Here is an 18,097-nt window from a genome sequence, read left to right on the forward strand (position 1 = left end):
TGGCCGGCTTGCCCCTGCAGCCTGCGTGCCGCATCGGGGGCCTTCCGCGACCTTGCGCAGCCCCCCGGCCTGTCGCCCGAGGAAAGCGTCACTGCAAGGCAAGCCCGCCGCCATCGGCCGGCTGGGCCGGGCCGGGGCGCCCCGCCAGGTGGCTTTCGACGCTGGCGACCAGGTCCGAAAGCGAGAAGGGCTTGGGCAGGAACAGCGCGTTCGGGATCGTTGCATTGCCGTCCGACAGCGTTGCCTCCATGTAGCCGGACATGAAGATGACGCGCGTGCCCTCGCGGGTGTGCAGGGCCGTGCGGACCCAGGCAGGGCCATCCATGCCGGGCATGACGACATCCGTCACGAAGATGTCCACCGCCAGCGCGGCGTCGGACAGGATCTCGATCGCACGTTCCCCGCTGTCAGCCTCGATGACGTCGAAGCCATGCAGCTTCAGGGCGCGGGCGGCGAAGGCGCGCACGGGCGCCTCGTCCTCGACCAGCAGCACGGTGCGCCGGCGCTCTTCGGGCAGGTCGTCCGGGGGGGCGGATGCCGGTGCCGGGGCCGGCTTGGCCGCCGCCGGCCGGGCGTGCTGGGCGGGAAAATACAGGGTAAAGGTCGTGCCCTCGCCCGGAACGCTGTCGCAGAAGATGTAGCCGCCTGTCTGCTTGACGATGCCGTAGGCCGTGGAAAGCCCCAGGCCGGTTCCCTCGCCCTGCTTCTTGGTGGTGAAGAACGGGTCGAAGATCTTGTCCAGCGCCTCGGGCGGGATGCCGCAGCCCTGGTCCGAGACCGTGATGCGCACGTATTCGCCCTTGGGAATGCTGGCCCGTTCCAGCGTCAGCGGGGACCGCAGGCGGACATTCTCGGTGCGGATCGCGACCTCGCCGCCGCCGGGCATGGCGTCGCGGGCGTTCACGACGAGGTTCATCAGCACCTGCTCGAACTGCCGGGCGTCGGCGCGGATCGGCCGCAGCGAAGGGTCATGCGTCACGGTGACCACGACCCGCTCTCCGACGAGACGGTTGAGAAGATGGCTGAGGTCGGACAGCGCGTGCCGCAGGTCGATGAGCTGCGGCGTCAGCGTCTGCTTGCGCGAGAAGGCGAGCAGCTGGCGCACCAGGGCCGCCGCCCGGTTGGCGTTCTGCGAGATCTGGTGCAGGTCCGCGTAATCGGGGTCGGTATTGTCGCGCCGCAGCATCAGAAGGTCGCAATGGCCCGTGATCGCCGTCAGCAGGTTGTTGAAGTCATGCGCGATGCCGCCCGCCAGCTGGCCGATGGCCTGCATCTTCTGGCTTTGCACGAACTGCGCTTCCAGCGTCTTCAGCGCGCTGACATCCGTCAGCACCGCCACGATGCGGTCCGATCCGGGACTTGCCCCCATCGTGACCTGCAGCGCACGCTCGGGCTCTCCGGTGCGGGTTTGCAGCACCTCGCCGCGGCCGGTGTCGCGGCCCTCTCGGACCTCGGCGATCCAGTCGCCCAGGGGGCGCCCGGGACCCTCGACCAGGTCGCCCAGGAAGGTGCCGCGCGCGACCGGGCCCAGCAGCGCCTGCGCGGCGGGATTGGCCGTGAGCACCCGTCCCGAGGCGTCGAGATCGACCAGCGCGATGGGAAGTGTCAGGTAGTCGAAGCCCGCGTCCGTTGCCGGTCCCAGCGTCGAGGGCACCGTCTCGGGGCGCGGGGCCTCGTGCCGCCACAGCTGCAGTTCGGTGCCGGGAAGGCGGCGGGCGGTCAGGCGGGTGCCATCCCCGAGCGGCAATCGGGCGGGCCGATCGTCGCTGACGCGCGCCAGCAGTCCGGCCGCGGCGGCAGCGGGGCGCGCGCGGTGACGGGTCAGAAGTGCCGCGGCATCCCGGCCCGCCATGTCCTGCATCCGCTCGGCCTCGGCCGATTGCGCCCGGATGGCGCCACGGGCATCGACGATCCAGGCGCAGCCCGGTTCGTCCGCCAGCATCCGCCGCGCAGACCGGACCTGCCGCATCACCGTCAACTCAGACAAGAGCCTCTGTCCCGCGAAGATGCCCCCCAGCAGGTACCAGGCCACGGCGGCGGTTCCCGCCACGACCAGCACCCGCGCAGGCACGGCCCCGGGTGCAAGCGCCAGCCACAGCGCCCCGATGATCGTCGGCAGCATCAGGACCGGCACCATCATGAGGCCGCGCGAGGGCAAGATCCCGTTCTGCTTCATTCCCGCCTCAAGACCGATTCGCGCCCGAGGATACTGCCCTGCCGGTTAAGCGACGCTTAACGGGCAAGCTTCGCCAGGAAAAAACCGTCGCTCGCCGTCATGGGCGTCCATGTGACCGCCTCCTGCGGGCGAAATCCGGGATGCTGCGCCACAAATCGGGCGACCTGTTCCTCGTTCTCGCGCGCCAGCAGCGAGCAGGTCATGTAGGCCAGCGTCCCGCCGGGCCGCACATGGGTGGCGGCGCGCGCCAGGATCCCGGCCTGCGTGCGCGTCAGCTGCGCGAGATCCCCGGGCGAAAGCCGCCATTTCGCATCCGGCGTCCGCCGCCAGGTGCCCGAGCCCGAGCAGGGCACGTCCGTCACGACAAGATCGAACAGCCCGGCCGGTCCGGCGGGTTCCGCGACGGTTATCCTGACCCCGGCGCGGGCCGCCCGCGCGGGCAGGTCGCGCATCCGTGCGGGCGCGGCATCCCAAGCCGTCACCCGCGCACCGCGTGCGGCCAGCGCCAGCGACTTGCCGCCGCCGCCCGCGCAAAAGTCCAGGACCGTCGTTCCCGGGCCCGCGTCCAGCGCGGCGCAGGCCATCTGGGGGGACAGGTCCTGCAGTTCCACCAACCCGTCGCGGTAGGCGGCCGAGGACTGGATCCGCCGCCCGCCCGCCGTCACGCGCAGGGCGGTCGCGCAGCGGGGATCGGGCTCGGCCTCGATGCCTTCGGCGGCCAGGGCCGCGCGCGCGGCCTCGGGCGTGGCGCGGGCAAGGTTCGCGCGCAGCCAGACGGGGGCGCGGTCCCGCAGCGCTTCGGCCACCTTAGGAAAACCGGGGCCGAGATCAGCCGCGAGCGCCTGCGCGATCCAGTCGGGCAGGTCCGTCGCTTCTGCGGGGGAAGGGGCGCGGCCGCCTGCGGCTTCGGCGGGCGTCAGGGGGGCGGGGGCGTGGCCTTCCCCCGTGAAGATCGTCGCCGGGTCGGTCCCGGCCTCGCGCAGGGCGCCGAGGATCAGGCCGCGCCCGCTGTCCGCGCCGCCCAAGGCCGCCCGGCTGCGCCGTCGACGCAGCGTGTCATAGACAAGGTCGCGCACGGCGGCGCGGTCGCCCGAGCCCGCAAAGCGGCTGGTGCGCGCCCAGCGGGTCAGCTGCGCCTCGGCCGGTTCGCCCTGGAGGATGGCGTCGAGAATCTGGATGGCGGCGGCCGCGCGGGCTGCGGGGGTCACGGCCGGACCCCGGCGCGGAGAAGAAAAAGGTGCATGGGCGCCAGTTTATCCCCTCGGCGCGCAGGCTCAAGCCGGACCCCGGAAAACGGGTCAACGCTTTCTTAAGATTCTTGCCCCAGACTGTGATTCAAGGGCTGCAAGTCCTTGTGGACAGACGCGTAAATGACCATCTGGGATCCAGAACATCAGGTGAACAAGAGATGGCTGCGCCGCATCGTTGTGCAAGGCCATGCGCTGCAATAGAGTAGGTGAAAATGTCTGGGGCGAGCATCCTGAAGATGGACGACAAACGCAGCGCGGACCGGCAGAAGGCGCTCGACAGCGCCCTGGCGCAGATCGAACGCCAGTTCGGCAAGGGCTCGATCATGAAGCTCGGCGCCGACAACCCGGTGGCCGAGATCGAGGCGACCTCGACCGGCTCGCTGGGGCTGGACATCGCGCTGGGGATCGGCGGGTTGCCCAAGGGCCGCATCATCGAGATCTTCGGGCCGGAAAGCTCGGGGAAGACCACGCTGACGCTGCATGTGGTCGCCGAGGAACAGAAGAAGGGCGGCGTCTGCGCCTTCGTGGACGCGGAACACGCGCTTGATCCGCAATACGCCCGCAAGCTGGGCGTGAACCTGGACGAGCTGCTGATCTCGCAGCCCGACACGGGCGAACAGGCGCTGGAGATCGTGGATACGCTGGTGCGGTCCGGTGCGGTCAGCCTGGTCGTGGTCGACTCGGTCGCGGCGCTGACGCCCAAGTCCGAGATCGAGGGCGACATGGGCGACATGCAGATGGGCAGCCAGGCCCGCCTGATGAGCCAGGCGATGCGCAAGCTGACCGCCAGCATCGGCCGGTCGAACTGCATGGTGATCTTCATCAACCAGATCCGCATGAAGATCGGCGTCATGTTCGGCAACCCGGAAACGACGACGGGCGGCAACGCGCTCAAGTTCTATGCCTCGGTGCGCCTCGACATCCGCCGCACGGGGTCGATCAAGGACCGTGACGAGGTGGTGGGCAACTCGACCAAGGTGAAGGTCGTCAAGAACAAGGTGGCCCCGCCCTTCAAGCAGGTCGAGTTCGACATCATGTACGGCGAGGGGATCTCCAAGGTCGGCGAGCTGATCGACCTCGGCGTCAAGGCCGGCGTGGTCGAGAAGTCGGGCGCCTGGTATTCCTACGGTGACGAGCGGATCGGGCAGGGGCGCGAGAATGCCAAGCAGTTCCTGCGCGACAACCCGCAGGTGGCGCTGGCCATCGAGGACCGCATCCGCGCCAGCCACGGCCTCGATTTCGGCGCAAGCCCGGACGAGGACGACTCGCTGACCGAGGAGTGAGCGGCGTCACCGATCACCCATGATCCTGCCGACTACGGGCGCCCCTCGCGGGCGCCCTTTTTCATTCCGGGGATGGCGCACCGCCGGACGGACGTGCAGGCTGCCGACGAGCCATCATGGAGCCTGCCCGATGAGACCTTCCGCTGCCATCCGCCTCGCGCTTGCCGCCCTTGCCCTCGCGGGGCCCGCGCTGGCCGAGACGCCCTATCGCCATGCGGAGGAACCCATCGGGACGGTCGAGCAGATCTATGACGGCGACCTTCTGCCCGACGATGCGGTGGCGACCTTCCGCAACATCGACCGGCTGTTCCCGACCCGCAGCATCGCCCCCTCGGCCACGCCGCGCGCCCTGGAACCCTCGGACCTGAAGCTGGGGCGGCTGGACCTGACGCTGGACGGCAAGACCTATGACCTCGACGACGTGATCGCGCTGGACAGCATCACCGGGCTGATCGTCCTGAAGGACGGCAAGGTGGTGACCGAGATCTACCAGCGCGGCAACGGCCCCGACACGCGCTGGATGTCGATGTCGCTGGCCAAGTCCGTGACCTCGACGCTGATCGGCGCCGCGATCCGCGACGGCGCCATCGCGGGCGAAGAGGCGCTTGTCACCGACTATGTCCCCGCGCTGAAGGGCAGCGCCTATGACGGAGTGACGGTCGGCCAGATCCTGGCGATGACCTCGGGCGTGCAGTGGGACGAGACCTACACCGACCCGGCCTCGGACCGCCGCGCGTTGCTGGCCGCGCAGATCGCGCAACAGCCGGGCGGGCTGATGAAGGTCATGGCGGCGCTGCCCCGCGCGGCCGAGCCGGGCACCGTGCACAACTATTCGACCGGCGAGACCCAGGTCGCGGGCGAGATCGTGACCGGCGCCACCGGCAAGACGCTGTCCGACTATCTGGCCGAGAAGATCTGGCAGCCCTACGGCATGGAGGCCGAGGCCAAATGGTGGCTGGACAGCCCCGAGGGCCACGAGATCGGCGGCAGCGGGCTTTCGGCCACGCTGCGCGACTTCGCCCGTTTCGGGCAGTTCTTCCTGGAAGGCGGCATGATCGACGGCAAGCCGGTCCTGCCCGACGGCTGGACCGATCGCGCGGGCCTGCCGATCACGCTGAAGGACGGCAGCACGGCGGAATACGGGCTGATGTGGTGGCCCGCATGGACCGAGCAGTCGGTTGCGCACAAGGCCTATGCCGCGGTCGGCATCCAGGGCCAGAACATCTACATCGATCCGGCCGAGCGGGTGGTCATCGCCACCATCGCGGCCCAGCCCGAGCCCCTGGGCAAGGAGCCGGTCGATCCCATGGCCTTCTTCGACGCGCTGGTGAACGCGATCGGCAAGTAAGTCCCGGCGCGCGTTCTGGACAGGAAGGGGCGGCGGTCTTACATGTGACCGCTGCCAATCCCCGCAGGAATCCGCCCATGCCCAGCCTGAACGACATCCGCTCGACCTTCCTCGACTTCTTCGAACGGAACGGCCACCGGCGCGTGGACAGCTCGCCCCTGGTGCCGCGCAACGACCCGACGCTGATGTTCACGAACTCGGGCATGGTCCAGTTCAAGAACCTGTTCACGGGGCTGGAACACCGCGACTACACCCGCGCGACCACGGCGCAGAAATGCGTGCGCGCGGGCGGCAAGCACAACGACCTCGACAACGTGGGTTATACCGCGCGGCATCACACCTTCTTCGAGATGCTGGGCAACTTCTCGTTCGGCGACTACTTCAAGACCCAGGCGATCCCCTATGCCTGGGAACTGCTGACCAAGGACTTCGGCATCCCCAAGGACAAGCTGCTGGTCACCGTCTATCACACCGACGAGGAAGCGGCCGACCTGTGGAAGAAGGTCGCGGGCCTGACCGACGACCGCATCATCCGCATCGCGACGGACGACAACTTCTGGCGCATGGGCCCGACCGGCCCCTGCGGCCCCTGCACCGAGATCTTCTTCGACCATGGCCCCAGCGTCTGGGGCGGCCCGCCCGGTTCCGCCGAGGAGGACGGCGACCGCTTCATCGAGATCTGGAACCTCGTCTTCATGCAGTTCGAGCAGTTCGAGGACGGCTCGATGAAGCCGCTGCCGAACCCCTCGATCGACACCGGCATGGGGCTGGAGCGGATCGGCGCGCTTCTGCAGGGCAAGCACGACAACTATGACACCGACCTGATGCGGTCGCTGATCGAGGCCTCGGCCCATGCCACCAACTCGGACCCCGACGGGCCGGGCAAGGTGCATCACCGGGTCATCGCCGACCACCTGCGGTCCACCAGCTTCCTGATCGCGGACGGGGTGATGCCGTCGAACGAGGGCCGCGGCTATGTGCTGCGCCGCATCATGCGCCGCGCCATGCGCCACGCGCACATGCTGGGCGCGCAGGACCCGGTCATGCACCGGCTGGTTCCGGCACTGGTCCGGCAGATGGGCGCGGCCTATCCCGAACTGTCGCGCGGCCAGGCGATGATCGAGGAAACGCTTAAGGGCGAGGAGACGCGCTTCAAGCAGACGCTCGACCGCGGGCTGCGGCTGCTGTCGGACGAGGTGGCGCGCCTGCCCGAGGGCGCGGACCTGCCGGGCGAGACGGCCTTCAAGCTTTACGACACCTACGGCTTCCCGCTGGACCTGACGCAGGACGCGCTGCGCGAGCAGGGCCGGGGCGTCGAGGTCGCGGGCTTCGACGCCGCCATGGCCGAGCAGAAGGCCAAGGCGCGGGCCGCCTGGGCGGGCTCGGGCGAGACCAAGGACGCCGCGATCTGGTTCGACCTGGCCGAGCGTCACGGCGCGACCGAGTTCCTGGGCTATGACACCCAGGCGGCCGAAGGCGCGATCCTTTCGCTGGTGCAGGACGGCGCCGAGGTCGAGGCGGCGGGCGAGGGCCAGCAGGTCCAGATCGTCGTCAACCAGTCGCCCTTCTACGCCGAAAGCGGCGGTCAGGTGGGCGACACCGGCCTGATCAAGACGGAAACCGGCGCGGCGCAGGTCACGGATACGAAGAAGTCGGGCAACCTGTTTGTCCATTTCGCCACCGTGACCATGGGCCAGATCGCCCGCGGGCAGGGCGCGACCCTGTCGGTTGACGCCGACCGCCGGGGCGCGATCCAGGCCAACCACTCGGCCACGCACCTGCTGAACGAGGCGCTGCGGAATGCCCTGGGCGAGCATGTCGCCCAGAAGGGCAGCCTCAACGCCGAGGACCGGCTGCGCTTCGACTTCAGCCACGGCAAGGCGTTGACGGCCGAGGAACTGGCGCAGATCGAGGCCGAGGTGAACGCGGTGATTCGCCAGAACACCCCCGTCGAGACGCGGGTGATGGCGCCCGACGACGCGCGCGAAATGGGCGCGCAGGCATTGTTTGGCGAGAAATACGGCGACGAGGTGCGCGTCGTGTCTATGGGCCGGCGCGAGGGTTCGGGCAAGGGCACGAACCGCGACATCTACTCGATCGAGCTCTGCGGCGGCACCCATGTCACCCGCACCGGCGACATCGGCGCCTTTGTCCTTCTGGGCGACAGCGCGTCCTCGGCCGGCGTGCGGCGGGTCGAGGCGCTGACCGGTCAGGCGGCGCTGGCGCATCTGCGCGAGGCCGAGCGGCAGTTGTCCGAAATCGCGGGGCTGCTCAAGGCGCAGTCGGGCGACGTGGTGGGCCGGGTCAAGGCGCTGGCCGACGACCGCAAGGCCATGCAGAACGAGATCGCCCAGCTCAAGCGCCAGTTGGCGATGGGCGGCGGCTCCGAGGCTGCGCCCAAGGACATCGGCGGCGTGCAGGTGATCGCGCGGCGGGTCGAGGGCGTCAGCGGCAAGGAACTGGGCGCGCTGGCCGACCAGATGCGCTCGGGCCTTTCGACCGGCGCGGTGGTCGTGATGACCGAGGACAACGGCAAGGCCACGGTCGCGGCGACGGTGACGCCCGATCTGGCGGAACGGGTCAGCGCGGTGTCGCTGGTCCAGGCGGCGGTCGCCGCGCTGGGCGGCAAGGGCGGCGGCGGCCGTCCCGACCGGGCGCAGGGCGGGGCGCCCTCGCTTGATGCGCTGGATCAGGCTATCGCGGCCGTCGAGCAGGTCATCGCCGAGGCGGCTGCCTGAGTTTCGGGCAGGGCGCGGGCTTGTGATCCGCGCCCTGCCACCTGTCCCCCGAAAGCGGCTGAAAACCTGCAAGGGCGCTGCTAGGATGGGGAAAAAGAACGCATGGGGGCAGGAATGTGTCGCTGGGCGGCCTATCTGGGCAGGCCGATCTTTCTTGAGGACATCGTCAGCCGGCCGGGACATTCGCTGATCCGGCAAAGCCACGGCGCCGTCCGCTGCCAGACCCCCGTGAACGCCGACGGCTTCGGCCTTGCCTGGTATGGCGAGCGGGACGAGCCCGGCCTTTACCGCGATGTCATGCCCGCCTGGTCCGACCCGAACCTGCGCAGCCTGACGGCGACGGTGAAGTCGCCCCTGTTCATGGCCCATGTGCGCGCCTCGACCGGCACGGCCACCAGCCGCAACAACTGCCATCCCTTTGCGGTGGGCCGCTGGTCCTTCATGCACAACGGCCAGTTCGGCGGCTATGACGGCTGGCGCCGCGCGGCCGAACTGCTGATCCCCGACGAGCTTTACCCCCACCGCAAGGGCGCGACCGACAGCGAGGCGCTGTTCCTCTGCGCCTTGGGCGAGGGGCTTCAGGACGATCCCTGCGGCGCCCTGGCCCGCGCCACGGCGCGCTTCGAGGCGCTGGCGCGGCTGCGTGGCACCGCGCCCCATGTCCGCTTGACCTGCGCCTTCTCGGACGGACGGCGGCTTTATGCGGCACGCTACGCCACGGACGACCACGCGCCCACGCTGTTCCACCGCTGGTCCGACAGCCGGATGGGCCGGGCCGTCGTCTCCGAGCCGCTGGAAACGGACGAGGCCGACTGGCTGGAAGTCCCGCCCGGTTCCTTCTGCGTCTTCGAGGGCGAGACCGTCACGATCACGCCCTTCGTGGTCCAGCGGTTGCGCGAGGCCGCCTAGCCGATCTCGCCGCGCCGCCCGCCCGTCTGGGCGCGGTCCAGCAGCAGGTGGTCGAGGACCACGCAGGCCGCCATCGCCTCGGCCACCGGCACCGCGCGGATGCCGACGCAGGGATCGTGGCGGCCCTTGGTCACCAGGTCGATCTCTTCGCCCGCGCGGTTGATGGTCCGGCGCGGCGTCAGGATCGAGCTGGTGGGCTTGACCGCGAAGCGCAGCACGATGTCCTGCCCGGTCGAGATGCCGCCGAGGATGCCGCCCGCATGGTTCGACAGGAACTCGGGCCCGTTCGGACCCATGCGGATCTCGTCGGCATTCTCGGTGCCGCGCAGGCGGGCGGCGGCCATGCCCTCGCCGATCTCCACGGCCTTGACCGCGTTGATCGACATCATCGCCGCCGCAAGGTCGGTGTCGAGCTTGCCGTAGACCGGCGCCCCGAGGCCCGGAGGGCAGCCCCGGATCAGCACCTCGACCACCGCGCCGACGCTGTCCTGCTCCTTGCGGATGCGGGACAGGTAGTCGGTCCAGGCGGGGACCGCCGCTGCGTCGGGAAGGAAGAAGTCGTTGCGGGTGATTTCCTCGGGGTCGAAGCGCGAGCGGTCTATTTCCAGCTCGCCCATCTGCACCATGTACCCCGTGATCGTCACCTGTGGCGCCAGTTCCCCCAGGGCCGCGCGGGCGACGCCCCCAGCGGCGACGCGGGCGGCGGTTTCGCGGGCGCTGGATCGGCCGCCGCCGCGATAGTCGCGGTGGCCGTATTTCAGGTGATAGGTGATGTCGGCATGGCCGGGGCGGAAGGCCTGGGCGATCTCGCCATAGTCGCGCGAGCGCTGGTCGGTGTTCTCGATCATCAGCTGGACGGGGGTGCCGGTCGTCCGACCCTCGAAAACGCCGGACAGGATGCGGACGGAATCAGGCTCTTGGCGCTGCGTGGTCATCTTCGACTGGCCGGGGCGGCGGCGGTCGAGGAAGGGCTGGATCGCGGCCTCGTCCAGCGGCACGCCGGGGGGGCAGCCGTCCACGGTGGCGCCGAGCGCGGGGCCGTGGCTTTCGCCCCAGGTGGTGACGGTGAAGATGCGGCCGAAGCTGTTGACGCTCATGCGGAAAACCCCTTTGCGACGGCATAGGCGAGGGGGACGCGGGGCGCAACGGTGTAGGTTTCAGCGCTGACCGGCACGGACCTGTCCGCGCCGCTGTGTGCATCGTCGTCAGCGCAGAGGGCCGATCCGCCCTTGCGTGGTGATCCATCCTTCATAGTCAGGAGCACCACCAGATGCTCGGCATCCTGTGAAACAACAGTGTCATGCCGGAGGAGCGCCGCATCGCCCGCTGCGACAGCCTCCGCGCGACGCTCCTGCCGCAGCCGGCATTGCCGCCTCGGCTTGGGCGCTTCCTGCACAGGATCGCGGCCGCAGCCTTGTGGTGTTCCTGTCGCGCTTGGGCAACATGCGGGTGCGGGCAGGCGCCCTGTTCCGCCGGTTCGGCGCGGAGAGCTGCGCCCGCGCGATCCCTGGCCTGCGGACTACGAGGAGATGATAGCTGGGGCCACGCAGATGCGCGAGCAGGACGGCGCGCTGTCGCTGGCGCCTCGGAATCTGACCGGCACCGGTGCCGTGTTCCACGGCTTGCCGATCCGGGGCATGGACCTGCCCGCCGTGACCCCCAGCTTCCTGCGGCGACGACCTGGCAGGCAGGACCGTGGTCCCCTGCGTCACGCGCGGCTATGGAGCAGGCGATGCGCTTCAGACGGCGCGCCCTCCGGCCCCGAACGCCCGGTTCCTCGCCCCCCTCGTCCTGCGCTGCGGCCATGAACGCGACACCCTGCGCAACTTGGACAAATGCCCGGCTAAGGCCCGGTTCCCCTTCGTCATGCCGACTAACAGCAAGGCGCCGCCGGTTGACCTTGCCCCGGCACTTTGGCGTTCCGTGGTCAGGCAGCCCCGCGCCTCGGGGCAGTCAGCCTTGCCAGCCTGCCGGCTTTTCCCAAGCCGGGGCCGCTATCCCCTCAGGTCGTTCCGATGGGGACAGGCGCGGCGGCCTGACGGTGAAGCGTCCGGTAGACCGTCGGTCGTGAAATCGAAAACAGTTCGGCGAGATCGCTGATCGAGTAATCGCCTGTGTCGTACATGCGCCGCAGTTCCTTCTGCTGGCGCTCGGACAGCTTGGGCTTCTTGCCCCGCAGCTTGCCCTTGGCGCGGGCCACGGCCATGCCCTCGCGGGTACGCATCCGGATGAGATCGGCCTCGAACTCGGCAAAGGTGGCAAGAATGTTGAAGAACAGCTTGCCCATCGGGTCGTTCGGGTCGTGAACGGCCGCGCCAAGCTGCAGCCGAACCCCTCGCGCGGATAGGCTGTCGGCAATCTCGCGCGCGTCGGGAACCGAGCGCGCCAGCCGGTCGAGCTTGGGCACCACCAGCGTGTCGCCCGGACGCAGGGCTGCCAAGGCCTGATCGAGACCGGGGCGGGCGCGGTTCGTGCCGGTGAAGCCGTGGTCGGTGTAGATGCGATCCGGCGCGACCCCCAGCCCCGAGAGGATGTCCTTCTGGGCGGCGAGGTCCTGTTTGTCGGTCGAGCAGCGGGCGTAGCCGATCAGCGTATGGGTCATGGGTCCAGCATGTAACGCTCAAGCCCCCCTCGATGCAAAACATCCAGGTGGGACTCGGGCCGGGCAGGCATTGCGAGCCTGTCCGCATGCTCCTTTGAAGGACGACCACCGCCCCCATAGGGGCCGCGGCGAAGCGCATCCGGGTGACGATCGCGCCGGGGGAGGACGTGGTCCGCTTCTTCCGCGGCATGGGCGAGGGCCCCGCATGAACGCGGTGCGAGCGGCACCTTCATGCGCGCGGCTGGCGGGTCTTCTGCGCGGGGCGAGACGATGGACTACCTGTCGAGCCGCGAGGAGGAGGGGCTGGACGGCCACAAGCCGGGCTGGGGCGAGGCGCAGGCGGCCTACGACGACCTCGGCCCCGACGCCGCCCGGCTGATGAGCGACGAGCAGGGGGGGGGCCTCTGGGCGAGGAGAAGCGCGCAGGCCGCGCGGATACGATGGCGTGGTTAAGGGCGCGCCCTTAAACTGGAGGAGCAAGGCTGCCGTTTTCTGAAAGAAATCTTCATTATCCATTCGTGGCATGGTAGCGATCTTCCCAAGCGTCGTGGAGGATGGATATGGTTGAGTTTGGAAAGCCTTTTGGTCTGGACAAAGGGGTGATTAATAGTCTGAATTGGGACTTAGCTGCTCAAAAAATAATGAACGAAATCAAGTCGGATTTTATCTACGCTCCTCATATAAACGTAATTTACCGATGGAACTCGAGGGGCCTGGCGGAAATAGTTAAGGGCGAACTGCAGGGCGGAACATTTCTTCCAGGGCAGCCACTTACACTCGAGGTGCCAAAATCTGCTAGGATGAGGATAGCGACGAGGCCAGCAAGGAGCGGTCCGAACTATACTCGACCGGGGAGCATATTATTTCCTAAGGACAGAATCTTCTATCAGATATTGGCAGATGGCGCGATAGATGTGATATCTGCGAGAACGGATAAGTCTAGAAGCTTTAGTCATCATATTGATGAAGACAACCCAGAGAAAATGTTTCGCTCTACGAGGGCATGTTGGGCTGATTTTCAAAAGGCTCTCAAGGAGTATGCAGAAGACGATAGTGTTAACTACGTAATTAAGCTCGACATCGCTAATTTCTTCTCATCGATAAACCAGCACACTCTCGTTAATATGCTTTCTGATGCTGGGTATCCTAAGACATTTGTAGACCGGTTGGAGAATGTCCTACTGACTTTTACGACCAATAGATCGTCACGCGGGATTGTGCAGGGGATGTTCCCAAGTGACATGCTTGGCAATTATTACCTTTCTCCATTTGACAGATTCCTGAATGACGAAGGGGTGCAGTCCGCAAGATACGTTGATGATGTCTATATTTTTGTTGATTCCACCGCTTCAGCGGACGCGTTGATCCGAGCTGTCGCTCCCGAGCTTCGCAGCTATGACCTAGCTCTTAATGAAGCCAAGTGCTGCATATTCCCTAAGGCACAGTTGGTCGTTGAGGAGCCAGACCTTGAGCAGCTCTTTCAGGATGCTATCGACGAAGTTCGTGCGCAACTGGAAGATAATGATTTTGAGACTGACTATGGCTTTCAGTCCGGATGGGACGATGATGAAAATGACGGAGAAGACAGGGAAGATGAAGGGGGAGATGCTAGCGAAAATATCGTGAATCTTGAACTCGAGGCAACGAAAGGTCTATTTGATTCCCTCGATGATTTTCCTGGGCACGAAGAGAATATTGAAAGATTCTGCCTTCCTCTGTTTGCCAAGGTAGAGTCTGATCATGCAGTGGATCACGTTATTCGTCATTTCGATGATCGCCCATCTATGGCCCAGATATACTGCGCTTACCTGGCTCGCTTTATAAATCGTGATGATGTGAAGGCAGCATTGGCTGTAAAGGTAAGTGATGATCGTTTGCAGGATTGGCAACGAATGTGGGTTCTGGCAGCGTTAGCGCGGGCATCCGCGGTTTCGGATGTCGCAGAGCAGGCTGCTTATCAGAGCTTTCGAGATGCAACGCGCCACGATGCATTAAGAGCAGCTGCCGCAATTTATCTTGGTAGGTTTGGGGACGCTGCCAGACGTCGGAGCTTGGCCGGCGAATATACCCGTGTAAGTGAATATGTCCAGTCAGCTATTTACTTTATTTCACAGTTGGCATGGAGTGGCCCGGATAAGACCAATGCGCACGCCAACTGGGGTAGGAGAGGTGAGCTCAATCAGCTTATAACTGATGCATTCGCCGCCAATAGGGCAAGCAAAAAAAAGTAGATCACCCCTGCAACGTCCTGACCCCGACGTCCCCTTCCTCCCGCGACTTGATCGCCGCCACGGCGGCGATCGCTCCCGCCGCCGTCGTGAAATAGGGGATCTTGTCGTAAAGCGCGACCGAGCGGATTTCGCGGGAATCAGCGATGGCCTGCGCGCCTTCCGTCGTGTTCAGGACCATCGCGATGTCGCCGTTCTTCATGCGGTCCACGATGTTCGGGCGGCCTTCGTAGACCTTGTTGACCAGCTCGGTCTCGACCCCCGCGTCGCGCAGGAAATCGCTCGTGCCGCGGGTGGTGACCAGCGTAAAGCCCATGGCCGTCAGGTCGCGCATGGCGGCGGCCATCTCGGGCGTCTTGTCGGCCTCCTTGACCGAGACGAAGACGCGGCCCTCGTCCGGCAGATTCGTGCCCGCCCCCAGCTGTGCCTTGAGGAAGGCGCGGGCGAAGTTGCGGTCCCAGCCCATGACCTCGCCGGTCGAGCGCATCTCCGGCCCCAGCAGCGTGTCCACACCGGGGAAGCGGGCGAAGGGCAGCACGGCCTCCTTGACCGAGAACCAGGGCGTGACCGGGTCGGCCAGCGTCAGCGGGTCGGCGTAAGGAAGGGGCGTATCGGGGCCGACGCCCTCGGGGTAGGCGGGGCGGAGGGGGAAGTTCGACATCGGCTCGCCCGCCATCAGGCGCGCGGCGATCGACGCGATGGCGCTGTCGGTGGCCTTGGCGACGAAGGGCACGGTCCGCGAGGCGCGGGGGTTGACCTCGAGCACGAAGATCTCGCCGTTCTTGATCGCGAACTGCACGTTCATCAGGCCGACGACGTTCAGCGCGCGCGCCATGGCGACGGTCTGACGCTTGAGCTCCTCGATGGTGGCGGCGTCCAGCGTGTGGGGCGGCAGCGAGCAGGCCGAGTCGCCCGAATGGACGCCGGCTTCCTCGATATGCTCCATGATGCCCGCGACATGGACGGTCTTGCCGTCCGACAGCGCGTCCACGTCCACCTCGATGGCGCCCGACAGGTAGCTGTCGAGCAGCACGGGGTTCTTGCCCGACACCTGCACGGCGGTCGTGATGTAGCGGTTGAGGTGGTCGGTGTCGCGCACGATCTCCATCGCGCGGCCGCCGAGGACGTAGGAGGGGCGGATCACCAGCGGGAAGCCCACGCGCTGCGCGATCTCGCGCGCCTCGTCGGCCGAGTGGGCGATGCCGTTGACAGGCTGCTTGAGGCCGAGGTCGTTGAGCAGCTTCTGGAAGCGCTCGCGGTCCTCGGCCAGGTCGATGGCGTCGGGGGTGGTGCCGAGGATCGGGATGCCCTCGTCCTTGAGCGCCTGCGCCAGCTTCAGCGGCGTCTGGCCGCCGAACTGGACGATGACGCCGTGGAGGGTGCCGTTCTCCTGTTCCACCCGCAGGATTTCGAGGACGTGTTCCAGCGTCAGGGGTTCGAAATACAGGCGGTCCGAGGTGTCGTAGTCGGTCGAGACCGTCTCGGGGTTGCAGTTGACCATGATGGTCTCATAGCCCGCCTCGGTCAGCGCGAAGCAGGCGTGGCAGCAGCAATAGTCGAACTCGATCCCCTGGCCGATGCGGTTGGGGCCGCCGCCGAGGATGACGACCTTCTTGCGGTCGCTGGGGCGCGCCTCGTCCTCGACCTCGCCCATCGCGGGGGTTTCGTAGGTCGAATACATGTAGGGGGTCTGGGCCTCGAACTCGGCCGCGCAGGTGTCGATGCGCTTGAAGACGGGCAGGACGCCCGCGCCGCGGCGGGCGCGGCGGATGGCGGTCTCGGTCTGGCCGGTGAGGTGGGCAAGGCGCGCGTCGGTGAAGCCCATCATCTTGACGCGGCTCAGGCCGGCGGCGTCCGAGGGCAGGCCGCCGTGCCGGATCTCGGCTTCGGCGTCCACGATCTCGCGGATGCGGGCGAGGAACCAGGGGTCGAAGCTGGTGACGCGCTGGATTTCATCGTCCGAAAGGCCCGCGCGCATGGATTCGGCGATGACGCGGATGCGGTCGGGGGTCTGGCGCGACAGGGCCTTGATGAAGGCGGGGCGGCCTTCCTCGGCGGCGCCCTCGATGGCGATCTCGTCGAGGCCGGTTAGGCCGTTCTCCATCGAGGCCAGCGCCTTTTGCAGCGATTCGTGGAAGGTGCGGCCGATGGCCATGACCTCGCCCACCGACTTCATGGCGGTGGTCAGGTCGGGCTTGGCGCCGGGGAACTTCTCGAAGGCGAAGCGGGGGATCTTGGTCACGACATAGTCGATGGACGGCTCGAAGGAGGCGGGCGTGACCTTGGTGATGTCGTTGTCGAGCTCGTCCAGCGTGTAGCCGACGGCGAGCTTGGCCGCGACCTTGGCGATGGGGAAGCCCGTGGCCTTGGACGCCAGCGCCGAGGAGCGGCTGACGCGCGGATTCATCTCGATCACGACCATGCGGCCGTCTGCCGGGTTCACGGCCCACTGGACGTTCGAGCCGCCGGTTTCCACGCCGATCTCGCGCAGCACGGCGATCGAGGCCGAGCGCATCCGCTGGTATTCGCGATCCGTCAGCGTCAGGGCCGGGGCCACGGTGATCGAATCGCCTGTGTGGACGCCCATCGGGTCCACGTTCTCGATCGAGCAGACGATGATGGCGTTGTCCGCGCGGTCGCGGACCACCTCCATCTCGTATTCCTTCCAGCCGAGCAGGCTTTCGTCGATCAGCACCTGCGCGACGGGCGATGCGTCGAGGCCCGAGCGGACGATGGCCTCGTAGTCGTCGCGGTTATAGGCGACGCCGCCGCCGGTGCCGCCCAGCGTGAAGGCGGGGCGGATGATGGCGGGCAGGCCGATCTCCTCCAGCGCCTCCATCGCCTGCGCGACGCCGGCCGAGATGTCGTATTTGCCGTTCGGCAGCTTGGGGGCGGCGACAATGGTGGCGCGGGGGTTTTCCAGCCCGATCCGGTCCATCGCCTCGCGGAAGAGCTTGCGGTCCTCGGCCATCTCGATGGCGGACCGCTGGGCGCCGATCAGCTCGACGCCGTATCTTTCCAGCACGCCCATGTCGGCCAGCGCCAAGGCCGTGTTCAGCGCGGTCTGCCCGCCCATGGTCGGCAGCAAGGCGTCGGGACGCTCGGCCGCGATGATCTTTTCGACGATCTCGGGGGTGATCGGCTCGATATAGGTCGCATCGGCCATGCCGGGATCGGTCATGATCGTGGCGGGGTTCGAGTTCACTAGGATGACCCGGTAGCCTTCCTCGCGCAGGGCCTTGCAGGCCTGGGCGCCGGAATAGTCGAACTCGCAGGCCTGGCCGATGACGATGGGCCCCGCGCCGATGATCAGGATCGAGGAGATATCGGTTCTTTTCGGCATGGCGGTCCCCTCGGTGATTGTCGGCGTGCAAATCGTCGGGGGTTATAGACAGCGGCAGCGGTTCCGCAAGGGCGGGCTGCACTGCAGGAGGCGGGACGGAGGGCGAAATGCCTGACGGTTCCGCGAGGAGCCGAGGCCGGGGCGGAGAAGGCCGGCCCTGCGCCTTCGGGCGGGGGCAGGCCGTCGCGGGGTGCAGGCGGGCAGGGCGTCACCCGTCGCC

11 protein-coding genes are annotated in these 18,097 nt (G+C 67.2%); 6 read left to right on the forward strand and 5 right to left on the reverse strand.

The features are described 5' to 3' along the window. Nucleotides 1-88 precede the first annotated feature (88 nt). On the reverse strand, nucleotides 89-2,140 hold the full coding sequence (locus tag CK240_RS10325; protein ID WP_240517372.1) for an ATP-binding protein: 2,052 nt from the start codon (nucleotides 2,138-2,140) through the stop codon (nucleotides 89-91). A gap of 92 nt (nucleotides 2,141-2,232) precedes the next feature. Beyond that, the gene (locus tag CK240_RS10330) at nucleotides 2,233-3,384 is read right to left on the reverse strand and encodes an RsmB/NOP family class I SAM-dependent RNA methyltransferase (RefSeq protein ID WP_095640256.1); all 1,152 of its coding nucleotides are present in this window, start codon (nucleotides 3,382-3,384) and stop codon (nucleotides 2,233-2,235) included. A 254-nt stretch (nucleotides 3,385-3,638) separates the two neighbouring features. Between CK240_RS10330 and recA the strand changes: the two genes are divergently transcribed. From recA to CK240_RS10350, 4 genes are all read left to right on the forward strand, one after another. Continuing rightward, entirely contained in the window at nucleotides 3,639-4,709 is a 1,071-nt protein-coding gene (recA, locus tag CK240_RS10335) for a recombinase RecA (protein ID WP_095640257.1), read from the forward strand. 130 nt (nucleotides 4,710-4,839) lie between these two features. Beyond that, nucleotides 4,840-6,057 (forward strand): serine hydrolase domain-containing protein, encoded by a 1,218-nt coding sequence (locus tag CK240_RS10340; RefSeq protein WP_095640258.1) that lies wholly within the window; start codon nucleotides 4,840-4,842, stop codon nucleotides 6,055-6,057. Between the two features lie 77 nt (nucleotides 6,058-6,134). Beyond that, a complete protein-coding gene (alaS, locus tag CK240_RS10345; RefSeq protein ID WP_095640259.1) occupies nucleotides 6,135-8,795 on the forward strand; it encodes an alanine--tRNA ligase in 2,661 nt (886 codons plus the stop codon). 114 nt (nucleotides 8,796-8,909) lie between these two features. Beyond that, nucleotides 8,910-9,704, forward strand: coding sequence for a class II glutamine amidotransferase (locus CK240_RS10350; protein ID WP_095640260.1), 795 nt, complete (start codon nucleotides 8,910-8,912; stop codon nucleotides 9,702-9,704). Here the strand turns inward: CK240_RS10350 and aroC are convergent. Further along, nucleotides 9,701-10,801 carry a chorismate synthase gene (gene aroC, locus CK240_RS10355; protein ID WP_095640261.1) on the reverse strand — a complete coding sequence of 367 codons (1,101 nt, stop codon included), beginning with the start codon at nucleotides 10,799-10,801 and terminating at the stop codon, nucleotides 9,701-9,703. The two genes, CK240_RS10350 and aroC, sit on opposite strands and share 4 nt — an antisense overlap. Nucleotides 10,802-11,706: 905 nt before the next feature. Then, the gene (locus CK240_RS10360; RefSeq protein WP_095640262.1) at nucleotides 11,707-12,306 is read right to left on the reverse strand and encodes a recombinase family protein; all 600 of its coding nucleotides are present in this window, start codon (nucleotides 12,304-12,306) and stop codon (nucleotides 11,707-11,709) included. Nucleotides 12,307-12,537: 231 nt separating this feature from the next. On the opposite strand from CK240_RS10360, the gene CK240_RS10365 reads away from it, so the two are divergent. Both CK240_RS10365 and CK240_RS10370 read left to right on the forward strand, forming a co-directional pair. Next, on the forward strand, nucleotides 12,538-12,759 hold the full coding sequence (locus CK240_RS10365; RefSeq protein WP_095640263.1) for a hypothetical protein: 222 nt from the start codon (nucleotides 12,538-12,540) through the stop codon (nucleotides 12,757-12,759). Between the two features lie 101 nt (nucleotides 12,760-12,860). Continuing rightward, the gene (locus CK240_RS10370) at nucleotides 12,861-14,537 is read left to right on the forward strand and encodes an RNA-directed DNA polymerase (protein ID WP_095640264.1); all 1,677 of its coding nucleotides are present in this window, start codon (nucleotides 12,861-12,863) and stop codon (nucleotides 14,535-14,537) included. A 1-nt stretch (nucleotide 14,538) separates the two neighbouring features. On the opposite strand, the gene carB is transcribed toward CK240_RS10370, so the two are convergent. Continuing rightward, nucleotides 14,539-17,877, reverse strand: coding sequence for a carbamoyl-phosphate synthase large subunit (gene carB / locus CK240_RS10375; protein WP_095640265.1), 3,339 nt, complete (start codon nucleotides 17,875-17,877; stop codon nucleotides 14,539-14,541). Nucleotides 17,878-18,097: the final 220 nt, after the last annotated feature.

The organism is Paracoccus salipaludis (assembly GCF_002287065.1).
GTDB lineage: Bacteria > Pseudomonadota > Alphaproteobacteria > Rhodobacterales > Rhodobacteraceae > Paracoccus > Paracoccus salipaludis.

Coding starts and splice junctions, on each gene's coding strand:
- CK240_RS10325 (WP_240517372.1), bottom strand. CDS start 2,140: ATGATGGTGCCGGTCCTGATGCTGCCGACGATCATCGGGGCGCTGTGG.
- recA (WP_095640257.1), top strand. CDS start 3,639: ATGTCTGGGGCGAGCATCCTGAAGATGGACGACAAACGCAGCGCGGAC.
- CK240_RS10340 (WP_095640258.1), top strand. CDS start 4,840: ATGAGACCTTCCGCTGCCATCCGCCTCGCGCTTGCCGCCCTTGCCCTC.
- alaS (WP_095640259.1), top strand. CDS start 6,135: ATGCCCAGCCTGAACGACATCCGCTCGACCTTCCTCGACTTCTTCGAA.
- CK240_RS10350 (WP_095640260.1), top strand. CDS start 8,910: ATGTGTCGCTGGGCGGCCTATCTGGGCAGGCCGATCTTTCTTGAGGAC.
- aroC (WP_095640261.1), bottom strand. CDS start 10,801: ATGAGCGTCAACAGCTTCGGCCGCATCTTCACCGTCACCACCTGGGGC.
- CK240_RS10360 (WP_095640262.1), bottom strand. CDS start 12,306: ATGACCCATACGCTGATCGGCTACGCCCGCTGCTCGACCGACAAACAG.
- CK240_RS10365 (WP_095640263.1), top strand. CDS start 12,538: ATGCGCGCGGCTGGCGGGTCTTCTGCGCGGGGCGAGACGATGGACTAC.
- CK240_RS10370 (WP_095640264.1), top strand. CDS start 12,861: ATGGATATGGTTGAGTTTGGAAAGCCTTTTGGTCTGGACAAAGGGGTG.
- carB (WP_095640265.1), bottom strand. CDS start 17,877: ATGCCGAAAAGAACCGATATCTCCTCGATCCTGATCATCGGCGCGGGG.